Annotated in this window: 22 protein-coding genes; 14 read left to right on the top strand and 8 right to left on the bottom strand. The window is 69.3% G+C overall.

Translation table 11 applies throughout. The features are described from left to right. Positions 1-8: 8 nt before the first annotated feature. On the top strand, positions 9-887 hold the full coding sequence (gene rsmA / locus GBB76_RS01970) for a 16S rRNA (adenine(1518)-N(6)/adenine(1519)-N(6))-dimethyltransferase RsmA (RefSeq protein ID WP_152301738.1): 879 nt from the start codon (positions 9-11) through the stop codon (positions 885-887). Here rsmA and gmk read toward each other — a convergent pair. The 7 genes from gmk to fabD form a co-directional block, all read right to left on the bottom strand. Next, positions 860-1,543, bottom strand: coding sequence for a guanylate kinase (gene gmk, locus GBB76_RS01965; protein ID WP_152301737.1), 684 nt, complete (start codon positions 1,541-1,543; stop codon positions 860-862). The genes rsmA and gmk overlap by 28 nt on opposite strands. A 7-nt stretch (positions 1,544-1,550) precedes the next feature. Further along, the gene (locus GBB76_RS01960; RefSeq protein ID WP_152301736.1) at positions 1,551-2,438 is read right to left on the bottom strand and encodes a YicC/YloC family endoribonuclease; all 888 of its coding nucleotides are present in this window, start codon (positions 2,436-2,438) and stop codon (positions 1,551-1,553) included. A gap of 88 nt (positions 2,439-2,526) precedes the next feature. Next, positions 2,527-3,723 (bottom strand): endolytic transglycosylase MltG, encoded by a 1,197-nt coding sequence (mltG, locus tag GBB76_RS01955; protein ID WP_152301735.1) that lies wholly within the window; start codon positions 3,721-3,723, stop codon positions 2,527-2,529. Positions 3,724-3,849: 126 nt separating this feature from the next. Next, the gene (gene fabF, locus GBB76_RS01950; RefSeq protein ID WP_152301734.1) at positions 3,850-5,112 is read right to left on the bottom strand and encodes a beta-ketoacyl-ACP synthase II; all 1,263 of its coding nucleotides are present in this window, start codon (positions 5,110-5,112) and stop codon (positions 3,850-3,852) included. Between the two features lie 73 nt (positions 5,113-5,185). Continuing rightward, complete coding sequence (locus GBB76_RS01945; RefSeq protein ID WP_152301733.1) at positions 5,186-5,422, bottom strand: acyl carrier protein; 237 nt, start codon at positions 5,420-5,422, stop codon at positions 5,186-5,188. 227 nt (positions 5,423-5,649) lie between these two features. Beyond that, positions 5,650-6,387: a 3-oxoacyl-[acyl-carrier-protein] reductase gene (gene fabG / locus GBB76_RS01940; protein ID WP_152301732.1), complete on the bottom strand. Its 738-nt coding sequence runs from the start codon at positions 6,385-6,387 to the stop codon at positions 5,650-5,652. 33 nt (positions 6,388-6,420) lie between these two features. Next, positions 6,421-7,368 carry an ACP S-malonyltransferase gene (gene fabD, locus GBB76_RS01935; RefSeq protein ID WP_152301731.1) on the bottom strand — a complete coding sequence of 316 codons (948 nt, stop codon included), beginning with the start codon at positions 7,366-7,368 and terminating at the stop codon, positions 6,421-6,423. A 175-nt stretch (positions 7,369-7,543) separates the two neighbouring features. On the opposite strand from fabD, the gene GBB76_RS01930 reads away from it, so the two are divergent. The 13 genes from GBB76_RS01930 to GBB76_RS01870 all read left to right on the top strand — a co-directional run bounded on the left by GBB76_RS01930 (position 7,544) and on the right by GBB76_RS01870 (position 20,459). Next, complete coding sequence (locus GBB76_RS01930) at positions 7,544-8,413, top strand: GGDEF domain-containing protein (protein WP_152301730.1); 870 nt, start codon at positions 7,544-7,546, stop codon at positions 8,411-8,413. Positions 8,414-8,637: 224 nt separating this feature from the next. Then, positions 8,638-9,117 carry a 30S ribosomal protein S6 gene (rpsF, locus tag GBB76_RS01925; protein ID WP_152301729.1) on the top strand — a complete coding sequence of 160 codons (480 nt, stop codon included), beginning with the start codon at positions 8,638-8,640 and terminating at the stop codon, positions 9,115-9,117. Continuing rightward, positions 9,117-9,386 carry a 30S ribosomal protein S18 gene (gene rpsR / locus GBB76_RS01920; RefSeq protein WP_152301728.1) on the top strand — a complete coding sequence of 90 codons (270 nt, stop codon included), beginning with the start codon at positions 9,117-9,119 and terminating at the stop codon, positions 9,384-9,386. Before rpsF ends, rpsR begins: the two co-directional genes overlap by 1 nt. A 144-nt stretch (positions 9,387-9,530) precedes the next feature. After that, positions 9,531-10,487 (top strand): DUF2232 domain-containing protein, encoded by a 957-nt coding sequence (locus GBB76_RS01915; protein ID WP_152301727.1) that lies wholly within the window; start codon positions 9,531-9,533, stop codon positions 10,485-10,487. A 44-nt stretch (positions 10,488-10,531) separates the two neighbouring features. Then, the gene (gene rplI / locus GBB76_RS01910; protein ID WP_152301726.1) at positions 10,532-11,107 is read left to right on the top strand and encodes a 50S ribosomal protein L9; all 576 of its coding nucleotides are present in this window, start codon (positions 10,532-10,534) and stop codon (positions 11,105-11,107) included. A 221-nt stretch (positions 11,108-11,328) separates the two neighbouring features. Next, complete coding sequence (locus GBB76_RS01905; RefSeq protein ID WP_152301725.1) at positions 11,329-12,588, top strand: cyclopropane-fatty-acyl-phospholipid synthase family protein; 1,260 nt, start codon at positions 11,329-11,331, stop codon at positions 12,586-12,588. Between the two features lie 194 nt (positions 12,589-12,782). Further along, positions 12,783-14,267, top strand: coding sequence for a replicative DNA helicase (locus GBB76_RS01900; protein WP_152301724.1), 1,485 nt, complete (start codon positions 12,783-12,785; stop codon positions 14,265-14,267). Between the two features lie 10 nt (positions 14,268-14,277). Beyond that, the gene (gene alr, locus GBB76_RS01895; RefSeq protein ID WP_152301723.1) at positions 14,278-15,393 is read left to right on the top strand and encodes an alanine racemase; all 1,116 of its coding nucleotides are present in this window, start codon (positions 14,278-14,280) and stop codon (positions 15,391-15,393) included. An 88-nt stretch (positions 15,394-15,481) separates the two neighbouring features. Beyond that, the gene (gene radA / locus GBB76_RS01890; RefSeq protein ID WP_152301722.1) at positions 15,482-16,948 is read left to right on the top strand and encodes a DNA repair protein RadA; all 1,467 of its coding nucleotides are present in this window, start codon (positions 15,482-15,484) and stop codon (positions 16,946-16,948) included. 103 nt (positions 16,949-17,051) lie between these two features. Next, positions 17,052-17,651 carry a CvpA family protein gene (locus GBB76_RS01885; protein ID WP_246669094.1) on the top strand — a complete coding sequence of 200 codons (600 nt, stop codon included), beginning with the start codon at positions 17,052-17,054 and terminating at the stop codon, positions 17,649-17,651. A gap of 97 nt (positions 17,652-17,748) precedes the next feature. Next, positions 17,749-19,248 (top strand): amidophosphoribosyltransferase, encoded by a 1,500-nt coding sequence (gene purF / locus GBB76_RS01880; protein WP_152301720.1) that lies wholly within the window; start codon positions 17,749-17,751, stop codon positions 19,246-19,248. A gap of 6 nt (positions 19,249-19,254) precedes the next feature. Then, complete coding sequence (locus tag GBB76_RS01875; RefSeq protein WP_152301719.1) at positions 19,255-19,671, top strand: VOC family protein; 417 nt, start codon at positions 19,255-19,257, stop codon at positions 19,669-19,671. A gap of 17 nt (positions 19,672-19,688) precedes the next feature. Next, positions 19,689-20,459, top strand: coding sequence for an SDR family NAD(P)-dependent oxidoreductase (locus GBB76_RS01870; protein WP_152301718.1), 771 nt, complete (start codon positions 19,689-19,691; stop codon positions 20,457-20,459). Here the strand turns inward: GBB76_RS01870 and GBB76_RS01865 are convergent. Continuing rightward, a complete protein-coding gene (locus GBB76_RS01865; protein ID WP_152301717.1) occupies positions 20,434-21,369 on the bottom strand; it encodes a DMT family transporter in 936 nt (311 codons plus the stop codon). The two genes, GBB76_RS01870 and GBB76_RS01865, sit on opposite strands and share 26 nt — an antisense overlap. Positions 21,370-21,432 lie beyond the last annotated feature (63 nt).

Here is a 21,432-nt window from a genome sequence, read left to right as displayed (position 1 = left end):
ATCGACGGATGAGCATCGACGAGTTGCCCCCGCTGCGCGAGGTCATACGCGAGCACGGCCTGTCGGCGCTGAAGTCGCTCGGCCAGAACTTCCTGCTGGACCTCAACCTCACCTCGAAGATCGCCCGCACCGGCGGCCGGCTCGACGACGTGACGGTGGTCGAGGTCGGCCCCGGCCCCGGCGGCCTCACACGGGCCATCCTCGCGCTCGGCGCGCGCCGGGTGATCGCCATCGAGCGCGACGCACGCTGCATCGCCGCGCTGACGCAGGTGGCGGCGCATTACCCCGGGCGGCTCGACATCATCGAGGGCGACGCGCTGGAGACGGATTACCGCGCGCTGGTGCCGGAAGGCGGGCGCGCCGTCCTCATCGCCAACCTGCCCTACAACATCGCGACGCCCCTGCTCATCGGCTGGCTTTCCACCGATCCGTGGCCGCCCTGGTATGAGAGCCTGACGCTGATGTTCCAGCGCGAGGTCGCCGAGCGCATAGTCGCCGCGCCGGGGGAAGACCATTACGGCCGGCTCGCCATCCTCACCGGCTGGCGGGCGCAGGCGCGCATCGCCTTCGACGTGCCGCCCTCCGCCTTCGTGCCGGCGCCCAAGGTCACCTCCTCCGTGGTGCACCTCGTACCGCGCGCGGCGCCCCTGCCCTGCTCGCTGAGGGCGCTGGAACGCGTCACCGAGGCGGCCTTCGGCCAGCGCCGCAAGATGCTGCGCCAGAGCCTCAAGAGCCTGGGCGTCGACGTCATGGAGCTTCTGGCGGCCACCGGCATCGAACCGACCGAGCGGGCCGAGCGCGTGCCGGTCGAGGGATTCGTCGCGCTCGCCAATGCCTGGGTCGCGCTGCGCGGCGGCGCTCAGTCGGTCAGCCTCGCCAGTTCCTGATCGAGCCGTTCGATGACGGGTTCGAGGCCGGGCTGGCGCTCGCGGCGCAGGCGCTCGGCCAGCAATATGTTGCGCAGATTGGCGAAGGTGCTGTTCAGGTCGGCATTCACCAGCACGTAATTATAGTCGCGCCAGTGCGCGATCTCGGTGCGCGCATTCCTCAGCCGCTTCTCGATGACGCCCGAGGCGTCCTCCGCCCGGCGCTCCAGCCGCATCTTCAGCTCGGCGGCGGAGGGCGGCAGGATGAAGACGCCGACAATGTCCTCGCGCATTTTCTCGTAGAGCTGCTCGGCGCCCTGATAGTCGATGTCGAACAATACGTCGCGCCCCGCCGTCAGCGCGGCCTCCACCGGCTCGCGCGGCGTGCCGTAGAAATTCCCGTGCACTTCCGCCCACTCCAACAGGTCGCCGGCATCGCGCAGCCGCTCGAAGCGCTCGCGGGTCAGGAAGTGGTAATGCACGCCCTCCACCTCGCTCGGCCGGCGCCCGCGCGTCGTCACCGAGACGGAGAGGTAGATATCGGGGTTCTGCTCCAGCAGCAGGCGGGCCAGGGTTGATTTGCCTGCGCCAGAGGGCGACGAGAGAATCAACATAAGCCCGCGTCGGCCGCCAATGGCGGCACCGGGCGTCGCGGCGTTCTCGTTGGTCTCGCTCATCCTGTCCTCACTCAATGTTCTGGACCTGCTCGCGAAATTGCTCGACGAGGCCTTTGAGCTCCAGGCCGATGGCGGTCAGCGACACGTCGTTGGCCTTGGAGCAGAGCGTGTTGGTCTCGCGGTTGAATTCCTGCGCGAGGAAGTCGAGCTTGCGCCCCACGGCGCCGCCCTCGGCCAGCATGGCGCGGGCGGCGGCGACATGGGCGACCAGCCGGTCGAGTTCCTCGCGCACATCGACCTTGGAGGCGAGTACGAGCGCCTCCTGATGCAGCCGGTCCGCGTCGAAACTGGCGCCGGTGTCCATCAGCGTGCGGATCTGCTCGGCGAGCTTGGCGCGGATCGCCTCCGGCCGGCGCGCCGGATTGGCCTCGGCCGCCGCCGTCAGCCGGGCGATGCCGTCCAGCCTTTCGCTGAGGACGATGCCCAATGCCGCACCTTCCTGCAGGCGCATGGCGGTGAGGGCGGTGAGAGACATCTCGAAGCCGGCGATGACCGCCGCTTCCGCCGCGCGGCGCTCGGCCTCGCCTTCCTCGGCCTCCGAGACCTCGATGACGCCCTTGAGCCCGAGCAGGCTCTCCAGCCGCACCGGCGGGGCGTCGAGATCGGCGGCGACGCGGCGCACCGAGGTCATCACCGCGCGCAGCACGTCCTCATTGACGCGGACGCTGACCTCCGGGTCGGTGCGGGTCAGGGTGAGGTTCGCGTTGACATTGCCGCGCGAGAGCGCGCGCGAGGCGATCTGCTTGAGGCCGGGCTCCAGCCCCTCCCAGCCGGCGGGAAGCCGCAGCCGCACGTCGAGGCCCTTGCCGTTGACCGATTTGAGTTCCCAGGCCCATCCCCACGCGCCGCTGGTACCCTGCGTGCGTGCGAAACCCGTCATGCTGGCAAGCGCCATTCCATCCCCCGTCCGCGCCCTCGCGGCGGGCGGACCATAATAGCCGGCGCCGCTGGCCTCAAGCGGGCGTCGGGCCGGGATCCTCCGCTCAGTCGACCGCGGTCGCGCCGGTCGTGCCGGAGGTGCCGGCCGGCTGGCTGGCCGGATCGATCTTGCGATCCTTCTCGACCTGCCGCCAGCGCGCGACATTCTTGTTGTGCTGGTCCAGCGTCTCGGCGAAGGCGTGGCCGCCAGTGCCGTCGGCGACGAAATAGAGCGCCTTGATCTTGGCCGGATTGGCGGTGGCCTCCAGCGACGCCCGGCCGGGATTGCCGATCGGTCCGGGCGGCAGGGCCGGAATGGTGTAGGTGTTGAACGGCGTCGGGGTGGAGATGTCGGTGCGCGTCAGCGGGCGCTCCAGCCGGCCCTTGCCGCGCACCAGACCGTAGATGATGGTCGGGTCGGACTGCAGACGCATCTTCTTGTTGAGCCGGTTGACGAACACCGCCGCCACCTGGTGGCGCTCTTCGGGAACGCCGGTTTCCTTCTCGACGATGGAAGCGAGGATGACGAGTTCGTCCGGCGATTTCAGCGGCAGGTCGGGGTCGCGCTTGGCCCAGATTTCCTTCAGCGTGACGTCCTGCGTGCGCGCCATGCGGCGCAGCAGGTCCTCGCGCGAGGTGCCGCGCGTGATCTTGTAGGTGTCCGGCATCAGGCTGCCCTCGCGCGGCACCTGCCGCACCGAGCCGGACAGCTCCGCCACCTCGGCCAGCCGCTCCACGATCTGGTCGCTGGTCAGCCCCTCGGGAATGGTGACGGTGTATTCAATCACCTTGCCCGACACGAGGGTTTCGAGCACCTGCTGAATCGAGGCGCCCTTGTCGAACTCGTACTCGCCGGCCTTCAGCTTGCCCGAGGCGCGCGTGCCCATGGCGGCGCCGACGAACACCCATTTGTCCTCGATCACGCCCTGGCGCACCAGCAGGTCGGCAATGTCCATCACGCCATATTCGTTCGGCACGATGACCGCCTTGTCCTCGGCGAGCGGGCCGACGGCCTGATAGCGGGACTTGCCGACCCACAGCGCGCCGCCGCCGAGCACGATGGCGACCAGCAACAGGGTGAACACGGCGCTGCCCGCCGCGACGAGGGGATGGCGTGCCCAGCGCGAGGGCCGGCGGACCTTCTCCGCCTTGGCGGGGGCCGGCGCGGGCGCGGGGGTCGGGGCCGGCTCGGGAGCGTTCGCCACCGGCGGGGGCGGCGCCGCTTCGGCGCCGGTCGGCGTGGTCGGTGTCTCGTCGGTCATCGGGTGCCTCGCCTTGCGTCCGCGGGCAGCGCAACGCACTGGCAGACTACCCGAAATAATGGCGAAAGCGGGAAGCCGACAGTACGTGAGTACCGCGACTTTCCCTGCGCCGTCATCACCTTGCGGTCAGTTCGCGTAGCGCTTGAAGACCAGCGAGGCGTTGGTGCCGCCGAACCCGAAGGAGTTCGACAGCGCATATTCGATCTCGCGCGGGCGCGGCGTGTGCGGCACCAGGTCGATCGGCGTCTCGACCGAGGGATTGTCGAGATTGATCGTCGCCGGGGCGATCTGGTCGCGAATCGCCAGCAGCGAGAAGATCGCCTCCACCGCGCCGGCAGCGCCGAGCAGATGGCCGATGGCCGACTTGGTCGACGACATCGAGGCCCGCGCGGCATTGTTGCCGAGCAGGCGCTGCACCGCGCCCAGCTCGATCCCGTCCGCCATGGTCGAGGTGCCGTGCGCGTTGATGTAGTCGACCTCGGCCGAGGTGATGCCGGCGCGCTTCAGCGCCGCCTGCATGCAGCGATAGGCGCCGTCGCCGTCCTCGGACGGGGCGGTGATGTGGTAGGCGTCGCCCGACATGCCGTAGCCGACGATCTCACCGTAAATCTTGGCGCCGCGCGCCAGCGCGTGCTCGAGCGCCTCGACCACGACGACGCCGGCGCCCTCGCCCATGACGAAGCCGTCGCGGTCCCGGTCATAGGGACGCGACGCCTTCTCGGGGGTGTCGTTATAGCCGGTGGAGAGCGCCCGGCAGGCGGCGAAGCCGGCCATGGCGAGCCGGTTGATCGGCGATTCGGTGCCGCCGGCCACCATCACGTCGGCATCGCCGAAGGCGACCAGACGGGCGGCGTCGCCGATGGCGTGCGCGCCGGTCGAGCAGGCCGTGACCACCGCATGATTGGGGCCCTTGAGCCCGTGCTCGATGGAGACGTAGCCGCCGGCGAGGTTGATCAGCCGGCCGGGAATGAAGAAGGGGGACACACGGCGCGGGCCGCGCTCCTGCAACAGCAGGCTGGTCTCAGCGATGCCGTTGAGGCCGCCGATGCCAGAGCCGATCAGCACGCCGCTGGCGCACTGGTCCTCGTAGGAGGTCGGATGCCAGTCGGCATCGTCCAGCGCCTGACGGGCGGCGGCCATCGCATAGACGATGAACTCGTCGACCTTGCGCTGCTCCTTCGGCTCCATCCACTGGTCGGGATTATAGGTGCCGTCGGAGCCATCGCCGCGCGGGATCTGGCAGGCGATCTTGGCCGCCAGGTCCGAGACGTCGAAGTTCTCGACGCGCCGGGCCCCGCTCTGTCCGGCAAGGAGTCGCTTCCAAGTAACGTCAACGCCGCAACCAAGCGGCGTCACCATGCCGAGGCCGGTAACGACGACGCGCCTCATACGATGTCTCCGGGGAACTTCTGACCTGTGGGCGCCGCGACGGGACCCCCGCCGCAGCGCATGTGAGCAGCCCTCAGGCCGCGTTCTTTTCCAGGAACTTGATCGCGTCGCCGACGGTCAGGATCGTCTCGGCGGCATCGTCCGGGATCTCGACGTTGAAGGCCTCTTCGAAGGCCATGACCAGCTCGACCGTGTCGAGGCTGTCGGCGCCGAGATCGTCGATGAAGCTGGCATTATCGGTAACCTTCTCGGGCTCGACGCCCAGATGCTCGGCTACAATCTTCTTCACGCGCTCGGCAATATCGCTCATCGGTTCACCCTCGTCCGTATCCGGAGGTTGCTACGTTGTTCCATTTGGCCCCCGCGCGAACGCGGTGCTGGCGGCCTGTTTTCTGCCCCGATTACAGGAGGTGTCCGGACGAATCCACGACGGTGTCGCGGTGTCCACCCCTGTGAGCCGAGGCGGTCGTTAGCACACTTCAACCACCAAAACCAGCACCGTAAAGAGCGGGTTAACAGCGGTCGGCGCGGCCTTGCTCAGATCATCGCCATTCCGCCGTTCACGTGCAGGGTCTGGCCCGTCACATAGGCGGCCTCGTCGGAGGCGAGATAAACGGCAGCGGCGGCGATGTCTTCCGGCGTGCCCAGCCGGGCGGCCGGCACGGCGGAGAGAATCGCTTCCTTCTGCTTGTCGTTCAGCACATGCGTCATCGGCGTGGCGATGAAGCCCGGCGCGATGCAGTTCACCGTCACGCCGCGCGCCGCCACTTCCTTGGCCAGCGCCTTCGACATGCCGATAAGCCCCGCCTTGGCGGCGGCATAATTGCCCTGGCCGGCATTGCCGGTGACGCCCACCACCGAGGTGATGCCGATGACGCGGCCGGTGCGCCGGCGCATCATGGAACGGGCGGCGGCCCGGGTCAGGCGGAAGCCGGCGGTGAGGTTCACCGCGATCACCGTGTCCCACGCCTCGTCGGAGAGGCGCACGAACAGGCCGTCGCGGGTGATGCCGGCATTGTTGACCAGAATGTCGAGGGCGCCCATCGCCTCCTCGGCCTGCGGCACGAGGGCCTCGACCTGCTCGATGTTGGCGAGGTCGGCGGGGAGCACATGGGTGCGCTCGCCGAGTTCGGCGGCCAGCGCCTCCAGCACCTCGCGGCGGGTGCCCGAAAGCGCCACCGTGGCCCCCTGCGCGTGCAGCGACCGGGCGATGGCGCCGCCGATGCCACCCGTCGCGCCGGTGACGAGGGCCGTCTTGCCTGTCAGATCGAACACGGGACTCTCCTGATATCTCTCAAGCCGGGACCGTCACGCTTCCGCCGGGGCGGCGAAGGCGGCGACATCCTCGGGCGTTGCGACATTGGCGGCGGCAACCTGCCGGGCGATACGCTTGGTGAGGCCGGACAGCACCTTGCCAGTGCCGACCTCGACGAGGCGGGTGACGCCCTGCCCCGCCATGAAGGAAACGGATTCGCGCCAGCGTACCGTGCTCGTGACCTGCTTCACCAGCAGGGCGCGGATCTCGTCCGGATCGGTCACGGGCGCGGCGGTCACGTTGGCGACCAGCGGCACCTTCGGCGCGCGCACCTCGACACCGGCCAGCGCCTCGCGCATGGCGTCGGCGGCGGAGGCGATCAGCCGGCAATGGAAGGGCGCGGAAACGGTCAGCAGGATGGCGCGCATGGCGCCCTCGCGCTTGGCGATCTCGCAGGCCCGCTCGACGGCCGCGGCATCTCCGGAGACCACGACCTGACCGGGCGCGTTGTCATTGGCGATGTCGCAGACCTCACCCTGAGCCGCTTCGGCGGCGACGGCGACGACCTGCTCGAAATCGAGGCCGAGGATCGCCGCCATGGCGCCGGTGCCGACCGGCGTCGCCGCCTGCATGGCGGTGCCGCGCAGGCGCAGCAGCCGGGCCGTGTCGGCGAGCGAGATCGAGCCGGCGGCGGCGAGCGCGGAATATTCGCCCAGCGAATGGCCCGCGACGAAGGCGGCGTCACGGGCGAGATCGAGGCCGGCCTCGCTCTCCAGCACCCGCAGCGCGGCCACCGAGGCGGCCATGAGGGCGGGCTGGGTGTTGGCGGTCAGCGTCAGCGTCTCGATCGGCCCGTCCCACATGATGGTGGAGAGCTTCTCGCCGAGCGCCTCGTCGACTTCCTCGAAAACGGCGCGCGCGACGGCGAAGCTGTCGGCGAGGGACTTACCCATGCCGACGGCCTGACTGCCCTGGCCGGGGAAAACGAACGCGCTGCTCATGACGTAAGGTTACTCTTGCGCTAGGAATTGGCGGGCGCAGGAACACCGGCCGGCGCCCCATGTCAAGCTGCAAGGCCCGGGAGGCGGCGCGCCGTGCCCTGGGCCCTTCACGGAGTTCCCCGCTCGGCTCCCGCCCGAACGGCACCTCGTGGCGCGTACATTCGAAACGGTTCAGATGACCACCCTCGTCCTGCTGCTTGACCTTCTCTCCTTCTTTCTCGTCGGCGCCGCCGGCATGCGCGCCTTCCGACTGGCGCATATGGCGCCGCGCCGCGCCCTTCGCCGCGCCTGGCTCGGCATGTCGTGGCTGCTCGCGGCGACGCTGGTGCTGGGCACCTTCTCGGCGCTCAACCGCCTGACCGTCGAGCCGGGCGGCAGCAGCGCCCTGCTGGGCGCGGCCCTCGACGTCACGGCGGCCAGCTTCATGTTCGGCGTCGTCACGCTGGCGCGGCGGACCGCCCGAGACGTCATGAAGATCGCCGAACTGGAGAACGCCGCCTACACCGACCCGCTGACCGGCCTTGCCAATCGGCGCGCCTTCATCGGCGCCCTCACCGACGCGATGGATGCCGCCGGCGCGGGAACCGCCGGTTTCGCCCTCATCGTCATCGATGTCGATCACTTCAAGCAGGTGAACGACGAATATGGACATGATCGCGGCGACGACGTGCTCGTCCATGTCGCCCGGCTCCTCACCTCGCAGGGACGGCGCACCGACCGCGTGTTTCGCACGGGCGGCGAGGAATTCGCCGTCATCGCCCTGCACAGCGACCTCGATCAGGGCAAGGCGTTGGCCGAGCGGCTTCGCATGGCCGCCACCGCCACGCCCTTCGCGATGGGAGGCCATGCGCTTGCGGTCGCGCTGAGCCTCGGCGTCGCCACCTTCCGGCGCGGCGACAGCGCCTCCTCGCTGACCGGACGGGCGGACGAGGCGCTCTACCGCGCCAAACGGTCCGGTCGCGGCCGCGTGTGCAGCGAGGTGGACGGCGCCACCGTTGCGCCCGCGATACCCGAACCGTCGATCGCCGCCGCGTCTCGGCCTTGATTTCCGCCGCTTTTCACGTATAAGCCCGCGCACTGTCAGTCCCGGCCGGGGGCTGAACGGACGGTCGCGCATGGGCTCATCCCCGTGCCGGCAGCAGGCCCGAGGGTCTGCGTCGTCCCGTGTCCCCGCCTTCGAGATTGTTCGAGCCTTTCCGGGGCTCGAAGGGCTCGGCGCCGGGATGATGGGCCGCAATGGTGCGGTATCCTATTGGAAAGGCACGAAACATGGCTCTCTACGAGCACGTGTTCCTCGCGCGCCAGGACGTCACGGCGCAGCAGGTCGAGGAACTCACCGCCCGATTCAAGGGCGTGATCGAAGCGAATGGCGGCTCGGTCCTCAAGACCGAGTACTGGGGCGTGAAGACGCTCACCTATCGCATCCGCAAGAACCGCAAGGCCCATTTCTCGCTGCTCAACATCGACGCCCCGGCGGCGGCGGTTGCCGAGCTCGAGCGCCAGCAGCGCATCGACGAGGACGTGCTTCGCGTCCTGACGATCCGCGTCGAGGAGCTTGAGGAAGGCCAGTCCGTCATGCTGCAGAAGCGTGACCGTGACGATCGCGGCGATCGCGGCTTCGGTGATCGCGGCTTCGGCGGCGACCGTGGCTTCGGTGGTGGTGGTGGTCGCGGCTTCGGCGGCGACCGTGGCGATCGTGGCCCGCGCCGCGACCGTGATGAGGCTCCGGCCAACCAGGAGAACGAGTGATGGCTTTCGGTGGTACTGGCGGTCCTTCCGCGAACTCCTCGGGCGCCCGTCGCCCCTTCTTCCGCCGTCGCAAGACCTGCCCGTTCTCCGGCGCCAACGCGCCGAAGATCGACTACAAGGACGTGCGCCTGCTGCAGCGCTACATCTCCGAGCGCGGCAAGATCGTTCCCTCGCGCATCACGGCCGTCTCGGCCAAGAAGCAGCGCGAACTGGCCCAGGCGATCAAGCGCTCGCGCTTCCTCGGCCTGCTGCCCTTCGTGATCCGCTGATCGCGTGACGCCCTAGCGTCCCCGGCTCCGGCCGGGGACGTCGCATACGAGAAATTTCCGACAGGTCCACGGGGCTGATCCCGTGGAGCTTGGCTGGGGCGGACATGATCCGCCTCTAACCGCCGAAAGCGGGACAGCGCGTCGATGATACAGAACTGGCTCATAGCGTTCGGCGCCGGTGCGGCGTCCGCCCTTCTGGTCGCCACCGTCGCGACCGGCAACGCCATTGCCCTGCCCCTGTTCTACCTCGCCCCGCTGCCCATCCTCATCGTCGGTCTCGGCTGGACGCATGTCGCCGCGCTGACCGCCGCGTCGTCGGCCGCCGTCGCCATCGGCGTGTTCTTCGGGCTCGACCTGTTGCTGGCCTATGTCGCCGGCGTCGGCCTGCCCGCCTATGTGCTTTCCTATCTCGCCCTGATGGCCCGCCAGTCGCAGCCGGACGGCCCGTTCGAGTGGTTCCCGATCGGCCGCGTGGTGCTGGCGGCCGCGATTCTCGGCTGCCTCGCCGTGGCGGCGCTGATCCCGCTGGTGGCCGGCTCGGTCGAGGGCTACCAGGCCGCGCTGCGCACGCTGTTTCAGGCGATGCTGGAGGAGAATCCCGGCGCCGGTGGCGCCGAGATGGAGCGGCTGATCGACCTTCTGGTGGTGGTGATGCCGCCGGCCGCCGCCGTCGTCACCATGGTGACGCAGCTCGGCAATCTCTGGCTCGGCGCCCATGCCGCGCGCCTGTCGGGCCGGCTGATGCGCCCCTGGCCGGACCTTGCCACCATCTCGGTGCCGCGCGCGAGCACGGCGCTGCTGGCCGGCACGCTGATCGCCGCCAGCCTGGCCGGCGGCTTCGTCGGGCTGCTGGCGGAACTGCTCAGCGCCACGCTGATCATGGCTTTCGGCTTCATCGGCCTCGCCACCATCCACTGGATCACCCGCGGCGCCGCCGGCCGCTCGCTGGTGATCGCGACGGTGTGGATCGCCGCGCTGGCGCTGGGCTGGCCCTTCGCGGCCCTCGCCCTGCTCGGCCTTGTCGAAACCCTTTTCGGCCTTCGCGGCCGCTTCCGGCGCGGGGGCCCCAAGGGCGGTCCGCCGGCAGCCAACGACGGCTGACCCTGCCCCGATTGAAATCAGACGACATAGAACGGAGAACGAAAATGGAAGTCATTCTGCTGGAACGCGTGGCCAAGCTCGGCCAGATCGGCGACATCGTCCGCGTCAAGGACGGGTTCGCCCGCAATTTCCTCCTGCCCTCGGGCAAGGCGCTGCGCGCCACCAAGGACAACAAGAGCCGCTTCGACTCGATGAAGGCCCAGCTCGAGGCCCGCAACCTCGAACTGAAGTCCGAGGCGATCAAGGTCGGCGAGAAGCTCGCCGGCACCGAGGTCGTGCTGGTGCGCCAGGCCGGCGAAACCGGCCAGCTCTACGGCTCGGTGTCCTCGCGTGACGTCGCCGAGGGCCTGACCGCCGCCGGCTTCTCGGTCTCGCGCCAGCAGATCGTCCTCAACCACCCGATCAAGACCATCGGCCTGCACGACGTCCCGGTGACGCTGCACCCCGAGGTCGAGGTTAACGTGCGCGCCAACGTCGCCCGCAGCGCCGAGGAAGCCGCCCGCCAGTCGCGCGGCGAAGACCTCTCGGTCGTTCGCGACGACGAGGACGAGGACGAGGCCGAATACTTGGAGGAGGCCGCCGCCGAGGCCGAGGTCGAGGCTGAGGACGAGCAGGCCTGAAGCATTGACCTAACGTAATACGTCAAAAGGCGTAGCCCGGCCGTTCGCGGCCGGGCTTTTTTGCATAAGATGCACCCTCTGGAATATTGCCGGGACGAAAATCATGTGATGCAATGATTTGCAGATCATAGACATGCCCAGGTCATGGGCAGGCAGCATCGCTTGGCGCACAGCCCTTGCGGCTGGTGTCATCGGTCTGCCAGTACCTTTGGGGTTGGCCGATGGAACGGTTACTCTCGCAGGTCCTCGCGCGCATCGTTCAGCGCGGCTCGCTCACCGTCATCTTCGCCTCCGGCATGCGCGCCACCTACGGCGACGGCACAGGAGAGCCACTCGCCGTCCGCTTCACCTCGCAGGCCTGGCAGCGCCGGATATTCTTCGATCCGGAACTGAAGTTCGGCGAAGCCTACATGGAGGGCGGCGCCGAGATCGAGCAGGGCGACCTCGCCGATGTGCTCGCGGTTCTGATGGCGCAGGTCGGCCTGCAGGTGCCGAGCGCCAGCGCGAAGTTTCTCATGAAGCTGCGCTTCCTGTTCCGCCGGCTGGCGCAGTTCAATCCGCGCGACCGCTCGCAGAAGAACGTCGCCCACCATTACGACCTCGACGGCCGGCTCTACTCGCTGTTCCTCGACGCCGACCGGCAATATTCCTGCGCCTATTTCGAGCATCCCGGCCAGTCGCTCGACGACGCCCAGCTCGCCAAGAAGCGCCACATCGCCGCCAAGCTGCTGTTCGACCGGCCGGGCCTCACCGCGCTCGACATAGGCTGCGGCTGGGGCGGCATGGGGCTCTATCTCGCCGGCAATGCCGGGGCGCAGGTGACCGGCGTCACCCTCTCGCAGGAGCAGCTCGGCGTCGCCCGCTCGCGCGCCGAAGAACGCGGCCTCGCCGAGCGCGCCGAATTCCGCCTCCAGGACTACCGCGACGTCCCCGGCCCGTTCGACCGCATCGTCTCGGTCGGCATGTTCGAGCATGTCGGCGTCAGCCATTTCGACGAGTATTTCACCCGGGTCGCGCAGCTGCTGAAGGAGGACGGCGTCGCCCTGATCCACTCCATCGGCCGCTCGGAGGGGCCGGGCATCACCAATCCGTGGATCGCCAAGTACATCTTCCCCGGCGGCTACATCCCGGCGCTGTCGGAAGTGCTGCCGGCCATCGAGCGGGCCGGGCTGTTCGTCACCGATGTCGAGATCCTGCGCCTGCATTACGCCGAGACGCTGAAGGCGTGGCGCGAGCGCTTCCTCGCCCATCGCGAGGAGGTGGAGCGGCTCTACGATGCGCGCTTCGTGCGCATGTTCGAATTTTATCTCGCCTCCTCCGAGATGGCCTTCCGCCATCAGGGCATGATGGTCTTCCAGGTCCAGCTCGCCCGGCGCGAGGGCGTGGTGCCGCTCACGCGCACCTATATCGCGGAGGCCGAGAAGGCGCTGAAGGACATGGAGCGCCAGAACCGCCCGGGGCTGCGGCTGGCGGGCGAGTAGCGCCGGGAACGGCCGGGAGAAGGCGCCGCCCTCCCCCGCCGGGGCCGAATCCCGTCAAGCGAGATTCGGCTTTCCACAGGCCCTCCACAGGACAAAATAGGACGCGTGCGATTCGCCCGGACTCGTTCCCGGGGTGAAGGTAGCTCTGTGAAGCGTGCTCCTGTTGGGGCGCACCACCCGCACCCGGATACGACATGCTCGATTCCCCCAACCGCCAGCCGGCGGCGCCCGAAGCGACCTTCCGCAGCGCCCCGCACAATGTCGAGGCGGAGCAGGCGTTGCTGGGTGCGATCCTCGTCAACAACGAGGCGTTCTACCGGGTGTCGGACTTCCTCGAGCCGCGCCATTTCTTCGAGCCTATCCACACCGCCGTCTACGAGACCGCGAGCGCGCTGATCCGCGCCGGCAAGGTGGCGACGCCGGTCACGCTCAAGACCTTCCTGCCGGGCGAACTCGACGTCGCCGGGCTGACGGTGCCGCAATATCTGGCCCGCCTCGCCGCCGAGGCGACGACGATCATCAACGCCGAGGATTACGGGCGCACCATCTACGACCTGTCGGTGCGGCGCGACCTGATCGCCATCGGCGAGGAGATCGTCAACGAGGCCTATGACGCCCCGATCGACGCCACGCCGCAGGACCAGATCGAGGAGGCCGAGAAGCGGCTTTACGAGCTGGCCGAGACCGGCCGCTACGATGGCGGCTTCCTGCGCTTCACCGACGCCCTCAAGGAAGCCGTCGACATGGCCAGCCGCGCCTTCCAGCGCGACGGCCACCTGTCCGGCCTCGCCTCCGGGCTCGACGACCTCGACCACATGATGGGCGGCCTTCAGCCCTCCGACCTGATCATCCTCGCCGGCCGTCCCGGCATGGGCAAGACCGCGCTCGCCACCAACATCGCCTACAACGTCGCCGCCGCCTACCGCTCGGAGACGCTGCCGGACGGCTCGATCCGCGCCCTCGACGGCGGCGTGGTCGGCTTCTTCTCGCTGGAAATGTCGGCCGAGCAGCTCGCTACCCGTATCCTCGCCGAGCAGACCGAGATTCCCTCCTACAAGATCCGCCGCGGCGACATCTCGGAAAGCGATTTCGACAAGCTCGCCGCCGGCGCGCAGATGATGCAGACCATCCCGCTCTACATCGACGACACCGGCGGTATCTCGATCGCGCAGCTTCGCGCCCGCGCCCGCCGGCTCAAGCGCCAGCGCGGCCTCGATTTCATGGTGGTGGACTATCTCCAGCTGCTGACCGGCTCGTCCAAGAAGGCGTCGGAAGGCCGCGTGCAGGAAATCACCGAGATCACCACCGGCCTCAAGGCTCTGGCCAAGGAGCTGGCGGTGCCGATCATGGCGCTCTCCCAGCTCTCGCGTCAGGTCGAGTCCCGCGACGACAAGCGTCCGCAATTGTCCGACCTTCGCGAATCGGGCTCGATCGAGCAGGATGCCGACGTGGTGATGTTCGTCTTCCGCGAGGAATATTACCTCAAGAACAAGGAGCCCAAGGAAGGCAGCGAGGAATGGTTCAAGTGGGACCAGGACATGAAGGCCGCCCAGGGCACCGCCGAAGTCATCATCGGCAAGCAGCGCCACGGCCCCACCGGCACGGTGAAGGTCGCCTTCGAGGCGCAGTTCACCCGCTTCTCCTCGCTCGCGCAGGGCGACCGCCTGCCGGACCATTGAGTTTCCGACCGTGACCGACCGCGACATTCCGCTTTCCGAGGCCGGCGGCATCCTCACCGTCGACCTGTCGGCGCTTTCCGCCAATTATCAGGAACTGTCCCGCCGCGCGGCGCCGGCCGCCTGCGCCGCCGTGGTGAAGGGCGACGCCTATGGCATCGGCCTGACGCGGGCCGCCCCGGCGCTCTGGCAGGCCGGCGCGCGCAGCTTCTTCGTCGCTCTGCTCGCCGAGGCCCGGCAACTGCGCGGCCTGCTGCCCGAGGCCGAGATCTTCGTCCTCAACGGCCTCTTCCCCGGCACCGAGGCGGCCTATCGCGAGCAGGCGCTGCGCCCGGTGCTGGGCAGCGCCGATCAGGTGGAACGCTGGAGCGCCTTCTGCGCCGACATCGGCGAGGGCCTGCCGGCGGCACTCCATGTCGACACCGGCATGAACCGGCTGGGGCTCACTCCGGCCGAAGCCGTGAATGTCGCCGAAGGGCGCGACGAGCTGGGCTTTCCGCTGGTGCTGGTGATGAGCCACCTCGCCTGCGCCGACGAGCCCGATCATCCGCTCAATGCGCGCCAGCTCGAGGATTTCCGCGCCATCGCCGCGCTGTTCCCGGATGTGCGCGCCTCGCTCGCCAATTCCGCCGGCGCGCTGGGCGATCCGGCGTACCATTTCGACCTCGTGCGGCCGGGCATCGCGGTCTATGGCGGGCGCCCGCGCAAGGACGTGGCGCCGCTGCGCCCGGTGGTGCGGCTGGAGCTGCGCGTCGTGCAGCTTCGCCGGGTGCATGAGGGCGAGACGGTCGGCTATGGCGGGGCGCACACCGCGCTGCGCCCGAGCCGCGTCGCCATCCTCTCGGCCGGCTATGCCGACGGCATACCGCGCCTCGCCGGCGCCTCCGACCTGCGGCCGGGCGCCGAAGCGGTGATAGCGGGCCATCGCTGCCCGCTGATCGGACGCATCTCGATGGACCTGCTCGCCGTCGACGTCACCGAGGTGGCGGAGGACAACATCCAGCCCGGCGACTTCGCCACGCTACTCGGCGACGGGCTGAGCCTCGACGACCTCGCGCGCCACTCCCACACCATCGACTACGAGATCCTGACCTCGCTTGGCCGGCGCTATCACCGGCGCTGGGTCTAGCGCCGGGCGCCGCCCTTTGATCCCTGTTTGTTCTTTCGCCGAATGGCGATAGAAGCAGGGATCGATCAACAGCCGGACGACCGCCCTCATGGCCAAGCGCGCCGCCTCCTTCATCTGTCAGGTCTGCGGCGCCGCGCATACGCGCTGGCAGGGCCGCTGCGATTCCTGCGGCGCGTGGAACTCCATCGCCGAGGAAACCGCCGCCGCCGACACGCTGCCGGCGACGCTGCGCGGCGGCCGCAAGGGGCGCCTGATCGCGCTGGAGAGCCTCTCGGGCGCCTCCGAGGACGCGCCGCGCGTGCGCGTCGGCATTTCCGAACTCGACCGGGTGGCCGGCGGCGGGCTGGTGCCCGGCTCGGTGCTGCTGATCGGCGGCGATCCCGGCATCGGCAAGTCGACCCTGCTGATTCAGGCCTCGGCCGCGCTGGCCAGCGCCGGGCACCGCGTCATCTATGTCTCGGGCGAGGAGGCGGTGGCGCAGGTGCGCCTGCGCGCCGAGCGGCTGGGCCTTGCCGGCGCCGCCGTCGAGCTTGCCGCCGAAACCAATGTCGAGGACATCGTCGCCACGCTGTCGGAGGGTCGCCGGCCGGCGCTGGTGGTGATCGATTCGATCCAGACCATGTGGACCGACACGGTGGAATCCGCCCCCGGCACGGTCACGCAGGTGCGCTCCTCGGCGCAGATCCTCATCCGCTACGCCAAGCGCGCCGGCGCCGCCGTCATCCTCGTCGGCCACGTCACCAAGGACGGGCAGATCGCCGGCCCCCGCGTGGTCGAGCACATGGTCGACGCCGTGCTCTCCTTCGAGGGCGACAGCGCCCACCACTTCCGCATCCTGCGGGCGCAGAAGAACCGCTTCGGGCCGACCGACGAGATCGGCGTGTTCGAGATGACCGGCCTCGGCCTGGCGGAAGTCGCCAACCCCTCCGAGCTGTTCCTGTCCAACCGCGACAGCGGCGCGCCCGGCACGGCGGTCTATGCCGGCATGGAGGGCACGCGCCCGGTGCTGGTCGAGATTCAGGCGCTGGTGGTGCCGACCAATCTCGGCACGCCGCGCCGCGCCGCCGTCGGCTGGGACCCGAGCCGGCTCTCCATGGTGCTCGCCGTGCTGGAGGCGCGCTGCGGCATCAAGCTCGGCGCGCATGACGTGCATCTCAACGTCGCCGGCGGCTTCCGCATCAGCGAGCCGGCCGCCGACCTCGCGGTCGCCGCCGCGCTCATCTCCTCGCTGTCCGGCGCGGTGCTGCCGCATGACTGCGTCTATTTCGGCGAGGTGAGCCTGACCGGCGCGGTGCGCCCGGTGCCGCACGCGCTGGCGCGGCTGAAGGAAGCGGCCAAGCTCGGCTTCACCCGCGCCGTCGCGCCGGAGGCCAAGGGCAGCGCGAGCGGCAACGCGAAGGCCAAGGAAGCGGGCAAGGAGACGGCCAAGGAAGCGGCGAAAGAGGCGCTGGAGCCCCCGCTCGCCACCGAGACGGTGACCTCTCTTGGGGATATCGTGGCCGCCATCGCCTCGCGGGCACCCCGCCGGGCACCGCGCGAGCGCCAAGAGGGATGACGCGCGCCCTCCCGCACGCTATACGTCGCGCGATCCTGCTGAGGGCAGGGACGGTGCAGATTCGCTGCCCGATCCCGCCGGAAGCCGCCTCGACCACGGTGCGATAGTCTTGACGCTGCTCGACATCATCCTCGTCGCCGTGATGGTGGTCTCCGGCCTGCTGGCCATGGTGCGCGGTTTCGTGCGCGAGGTCTTCGCCATCGCCTCCTGGATCGCCGCCGCGCTGGTGACGCTCTACACCTATCCCCACGTCCTGCCCTACGCGAAGCAGTACATCTCCAACGACACCTTCGCGATGGCGGCCACGGTCGGCGGCGTGTTCATCGTCACCCTGCTGATCGTCTCGATCATCACGGTGCGCATCTCCGACCTCGTGCTCGACAGCCGCATCGGCGCGCTCGACCGCACGCTCGGCTTCCTGTTCGGCCTCGCCCGCGGCTTCCTGATCATGGTTGTGGCCTACCTGTTCTTCAACTGGCTGGTCCAGAACGAGCAGGGCCAGCCCGAATGGATTCGCGACGCCCGCTCCAAGCTGGTCTTGCAAAGTGCGGGTGACTGGCTCATCTCCGTATTGCCGGAAGACCCCGAGAGCCTGATACGCGACATTCGCAGCTCGAAGGATGCCGAGCCGACCGAGCCGCCGCCGGAGCCGTTCAACCCGGCTCCTGCCGCTCCCGGCCAGGCAAAGCCTTCGGCGCCATAATTCGACCGCGCCCGTGGGACAAAGCCGTCCCGGGGCCCAGTTGCATTCGAGCATGAAGCGGGCGCAGCCTTGAACTGCGCCGAGGAGCGATGGTCCGATGGCCAATCTGACTGCTGATCACGTGTCGTCCAAACCGGCGCAGGCGGACGAGTTCTATGACGATTACGGGGACACGCTGCGCGAGGAGTGCGGCGTGTTCGGCATTTACGGGCACCCCGACGCGGCGGCGATCACCGCGCTCGGCCTGCACGCCCTGCAGCATCGCGGCCAGGAAGCCGCCGGCATAACCACTTATGACGGCAGGCGTTTCCACTCCGAGCGGCGTCTCGGCCTGGTCTCCGACGCCTTCTCCGACGGCGAGGCGATCAAGCGCCTGCCCGGCCATATCGCGGTCGGCCATGTGCGCTATTCGACCACCGGCGAGACCATCCTGCGCAACGTGCAGCCGCTCTTCGCCGAACTCGACGGCGGCGGTTTCGCCATCGCCCATAACGGCAACCTGACCAACGGCCTCTCCCTGCGCCGCCAGCTCATCCGCGACGGCGCCATCTGCCAGTCGACCTCCGACACCGAGGTGATGCTCCACCTCGTCGCCCGCTCCAAGCGCCCCCGCTTCACCGACCGCTTCATCGACGCGCTGCGCACGCTGGAAGGCGCCTACGCCTTTGTCGGCCTCACCAACAAGAAGCTGGTCGGCGCGCGCGACCCGCTCGGCATCCGCCCGCTGGTGCTCGGCGAGCTCGACGGCCACCCGATCCTGACCTCCGAGACCTGCGCTCTCGACATAATTGGTGCGCGCCACGTGCGTGACATCGAGCCGGGCGAGGTCATCGTCTTCTCCTCCGACAAGGTGGAGACGCTGCGCCCCTTCGGCAGCGTGCCGCCCCGCCCCTGCATCTTCGAGTACATCTATTTCGCCCGGCCGGATTCGGTCGTCGGCGGGCACTCGGTCTACCAGGTGCGCAAGACCATGGGCATGCAGCTTGCCGCCGAGGCCCCGGCCGATGCCGACCTCGTGGTGCCGGTGCCCGATTCCGGCGTGCCGGCCGCCATCGGCTTCTCGCAGGCCTCGGGCCTGCCCTATGAGCTTGGCATCATCCGCAACCACTATGTCGGCCGCACCTTCATCCAGCCGACCCAGTCGGTGCGCGACCAGGGCGTGCGGATGAAGCACTCGGCCAACCGCGCCGTGGTCGAGGGCAAGCGCATCGTGCTGATCGACGACAGCCTCGTGCGCGGCACCACCTCGGTCAAAATCGTCCGCATGATGCGCGAGGCCGGCGCCCGCGAGGTGCATTTCCGCATTTCCTCGCCGCCGATCACCCACCCGGACTATTACGGCATCGACACGCCGGACCGCGACAAGCTGCTGGCGGCGACGCACGACCTCGAAGGCATGCGCCGCTATATCGGCGCCGACAGCCTGGCCTTCCTCTCCATCGACGGCATCTACAAGGCGATGGGCCATGAGGGCCGCGACCCCGCGCGCCCGCAATACACCGACCACTGCTTCACCGGCGAGTACCCGACCCCGCTCACCGACCGCGACGGCGAGGAATCCCCGCGCCAGCTCTCGCTGCTCGCCGAGGCGAGCTGAGCCGGCATGGTCGAGCTGACGCAGTGGCATCGCGGCCGGCTGATCGACCACGTGTCGCTGGTCGTCGCCGACTTCGCGGCGTGCCGGCGCTTCTATGCGGCGGTGCTGGACGTGCTCGGCGTGCCGCTGGTCGAGGGTGATGGCTATTTCTTCGCCGACGAGCTGTTCGTCTCGCCCGGCGAGCCGACGACCGGGCGGGCTCACATCGCCTTCCAGGCGGCGGACGAGGAAACGGTGCGCCGCTTCCATGCCGCCGCGCTGGCGGCCGGCGGGCGCGACAATGGCGCGCCGGGCCTGCGCGACTATCACCCCGGCTATTACGCCGCCTTCGTGCTCGATCCCGAGGGCAACAACATCGAGGCCGTCACGCACGGCCCCGCCCGGCGCTCGGCGCCGTCGGTGGTGCTGACGGACGAAAGCTGACAGTTCGAGGAAACGCCATGTCGGAACTTCCCCCGGCGGACACCGCCGCGCGCCCGCTCGCCGGCCGCTTCGCCCTCGTCTCCGGCGCCACGCGCGGCATCGGCCGGGCGACCGCCCTGGCGCTGGCCGAAGCCGGCGCGCATGTGATCGCGATCGGGCGCACCTCCGGCGCGCTGGAGGAACTCGACGACGCCATCGTCGCCGCCGGTTCGAGCGCCACCCTCGTGCCGCTCGACGTCAAGGACGGTGCCGGCATCGACCGGCTCGGCGGCGCGCTGTTCGAGCGCTTCGGCCGGCTCGACATCTTCGTCGGCAATGCCGGCGTGCTCGGCCCGATGACGCCGCTCGCCCAGATCGAGCCGAAGGAGTGGGACGACACGCTGGCGGTCAACCTCACCGCCAACTGGCGCTTCATCCGCTCGCTGGACCCGCTGCTGCGGCTCTCCACCGCCGGGCGAGCGGTGCTGGTGTCCTCGGGCGCCGCGCACAAGGCGCGGGCCTTCTGGGGCCCCTATGCCGTCACCAAGGCGGCGGTGGAGGTGCTGGCGCGCACCTGGGCGAACGAGGTGGCCAACATCTCGAAGCTCAAGGTGAACCTGATCAATCCGGGCCCGATTCGCACCGGCATGCGCGCCAAGGCGTTCCCCAGCGAGGACCCGGAAACCCTCCCCGCCCCGGAGGAACTTGCGCAGTCCATCCTCGCGCTCTGCCTGCCGAGCTTCGAGGAGACCGGAAAGCTCTACGACTTCCCCACGCGCAGCCTCAAGGCGTTTGCGGTTCCGGCATGATCCGGCGGCGGGAGAAGATCGCCACCGCCACGACGACGCCGACCAGTTGCAGCAGCCCGCCGACCGCCTCCGCAGCGGTCGGCCAGCGCTGCTCGAAGCACAGGCCGTAGATCAGCCCGAACACCGTTTCCGCCACGATGAGCTGGGCGGAAAGCGCCATCGGCAGGCGCTCGGAGGCAACCACCCAGCCATAGGTGCCGACCCAGGAGGTGACGACGCCGAGCCCCAGCGCCCACAGCAGGAAGCGCAACGTGGCCGCGCTGTCGGGATCGGGCATCGCCGGCCCCATCGAGATCGCCGGGAGCAGGAGGAGCGCCAGCGCGCCGCAGCCCAGCCCCTGCACGCCGGTCCAGCGCAGCGCATCGGGCGCATCGGGCGCGCGCATGACGACGGCGTTGGCGAGGCCATAGGCGACCCACATCAGCAGAGCGAACACCGACAGCGCCACGCCGCCAAGCAGCCGTCCGACCTCGCCGGTGGCGCTCTCCTGGAGGCTGGCGAGATTGACCACGCCGAGACCGGCGGCGATCAGCAGCAGCGGCACCGCCAGCCGCCCCCATGGCAGCGACCGCTCGCGGAAATTGGCGACGATGGCCAGCAACACCGGCGCCGTGCCGGTGATGAGCGGCGGCAGCACCGCGCCCGCGAGCAGCACGGCATAGGAGATGGCGAGGAAGTAGCCGAAGGTGCCGACCGCACCGAGCGCGAGCCCCACCGCCAGCATGCGCCACGACAGGCCGGTCGGCCGGAACTGCGGCAGGACCATCAGCGCCACGCTGACCACACCGAAGATCAGATAGCGCGCCACCGAAATGTCGAGAGCGGAAAAGGGCGCCACCACGCGCGGCGCCACGAAGGCCAGCCCCCACAACGCCCCCGTGGTGAGGCCCGCGAGAATGCCGATGAGCATCGGTGACGTCCACTTTTGGCGCCCACACTCAAGGGGGCGGCGCCGGATGCGGGAAAAGGGCTG

Origin of the sequence: Ancylobacter sp. TS-1, assembly GCF_009223885.1 — a bacterium.
Lineage (GTDB): Bacteria > Pseudomonadota > Alphaproteobacteria > Rhizobiales > Xanthobacteraceae > Ancylobacter.
Note: the sequence above shows the minus strand (reverse complement) of the source record. Positions and strands in the feature narration are given on the sequence as shown.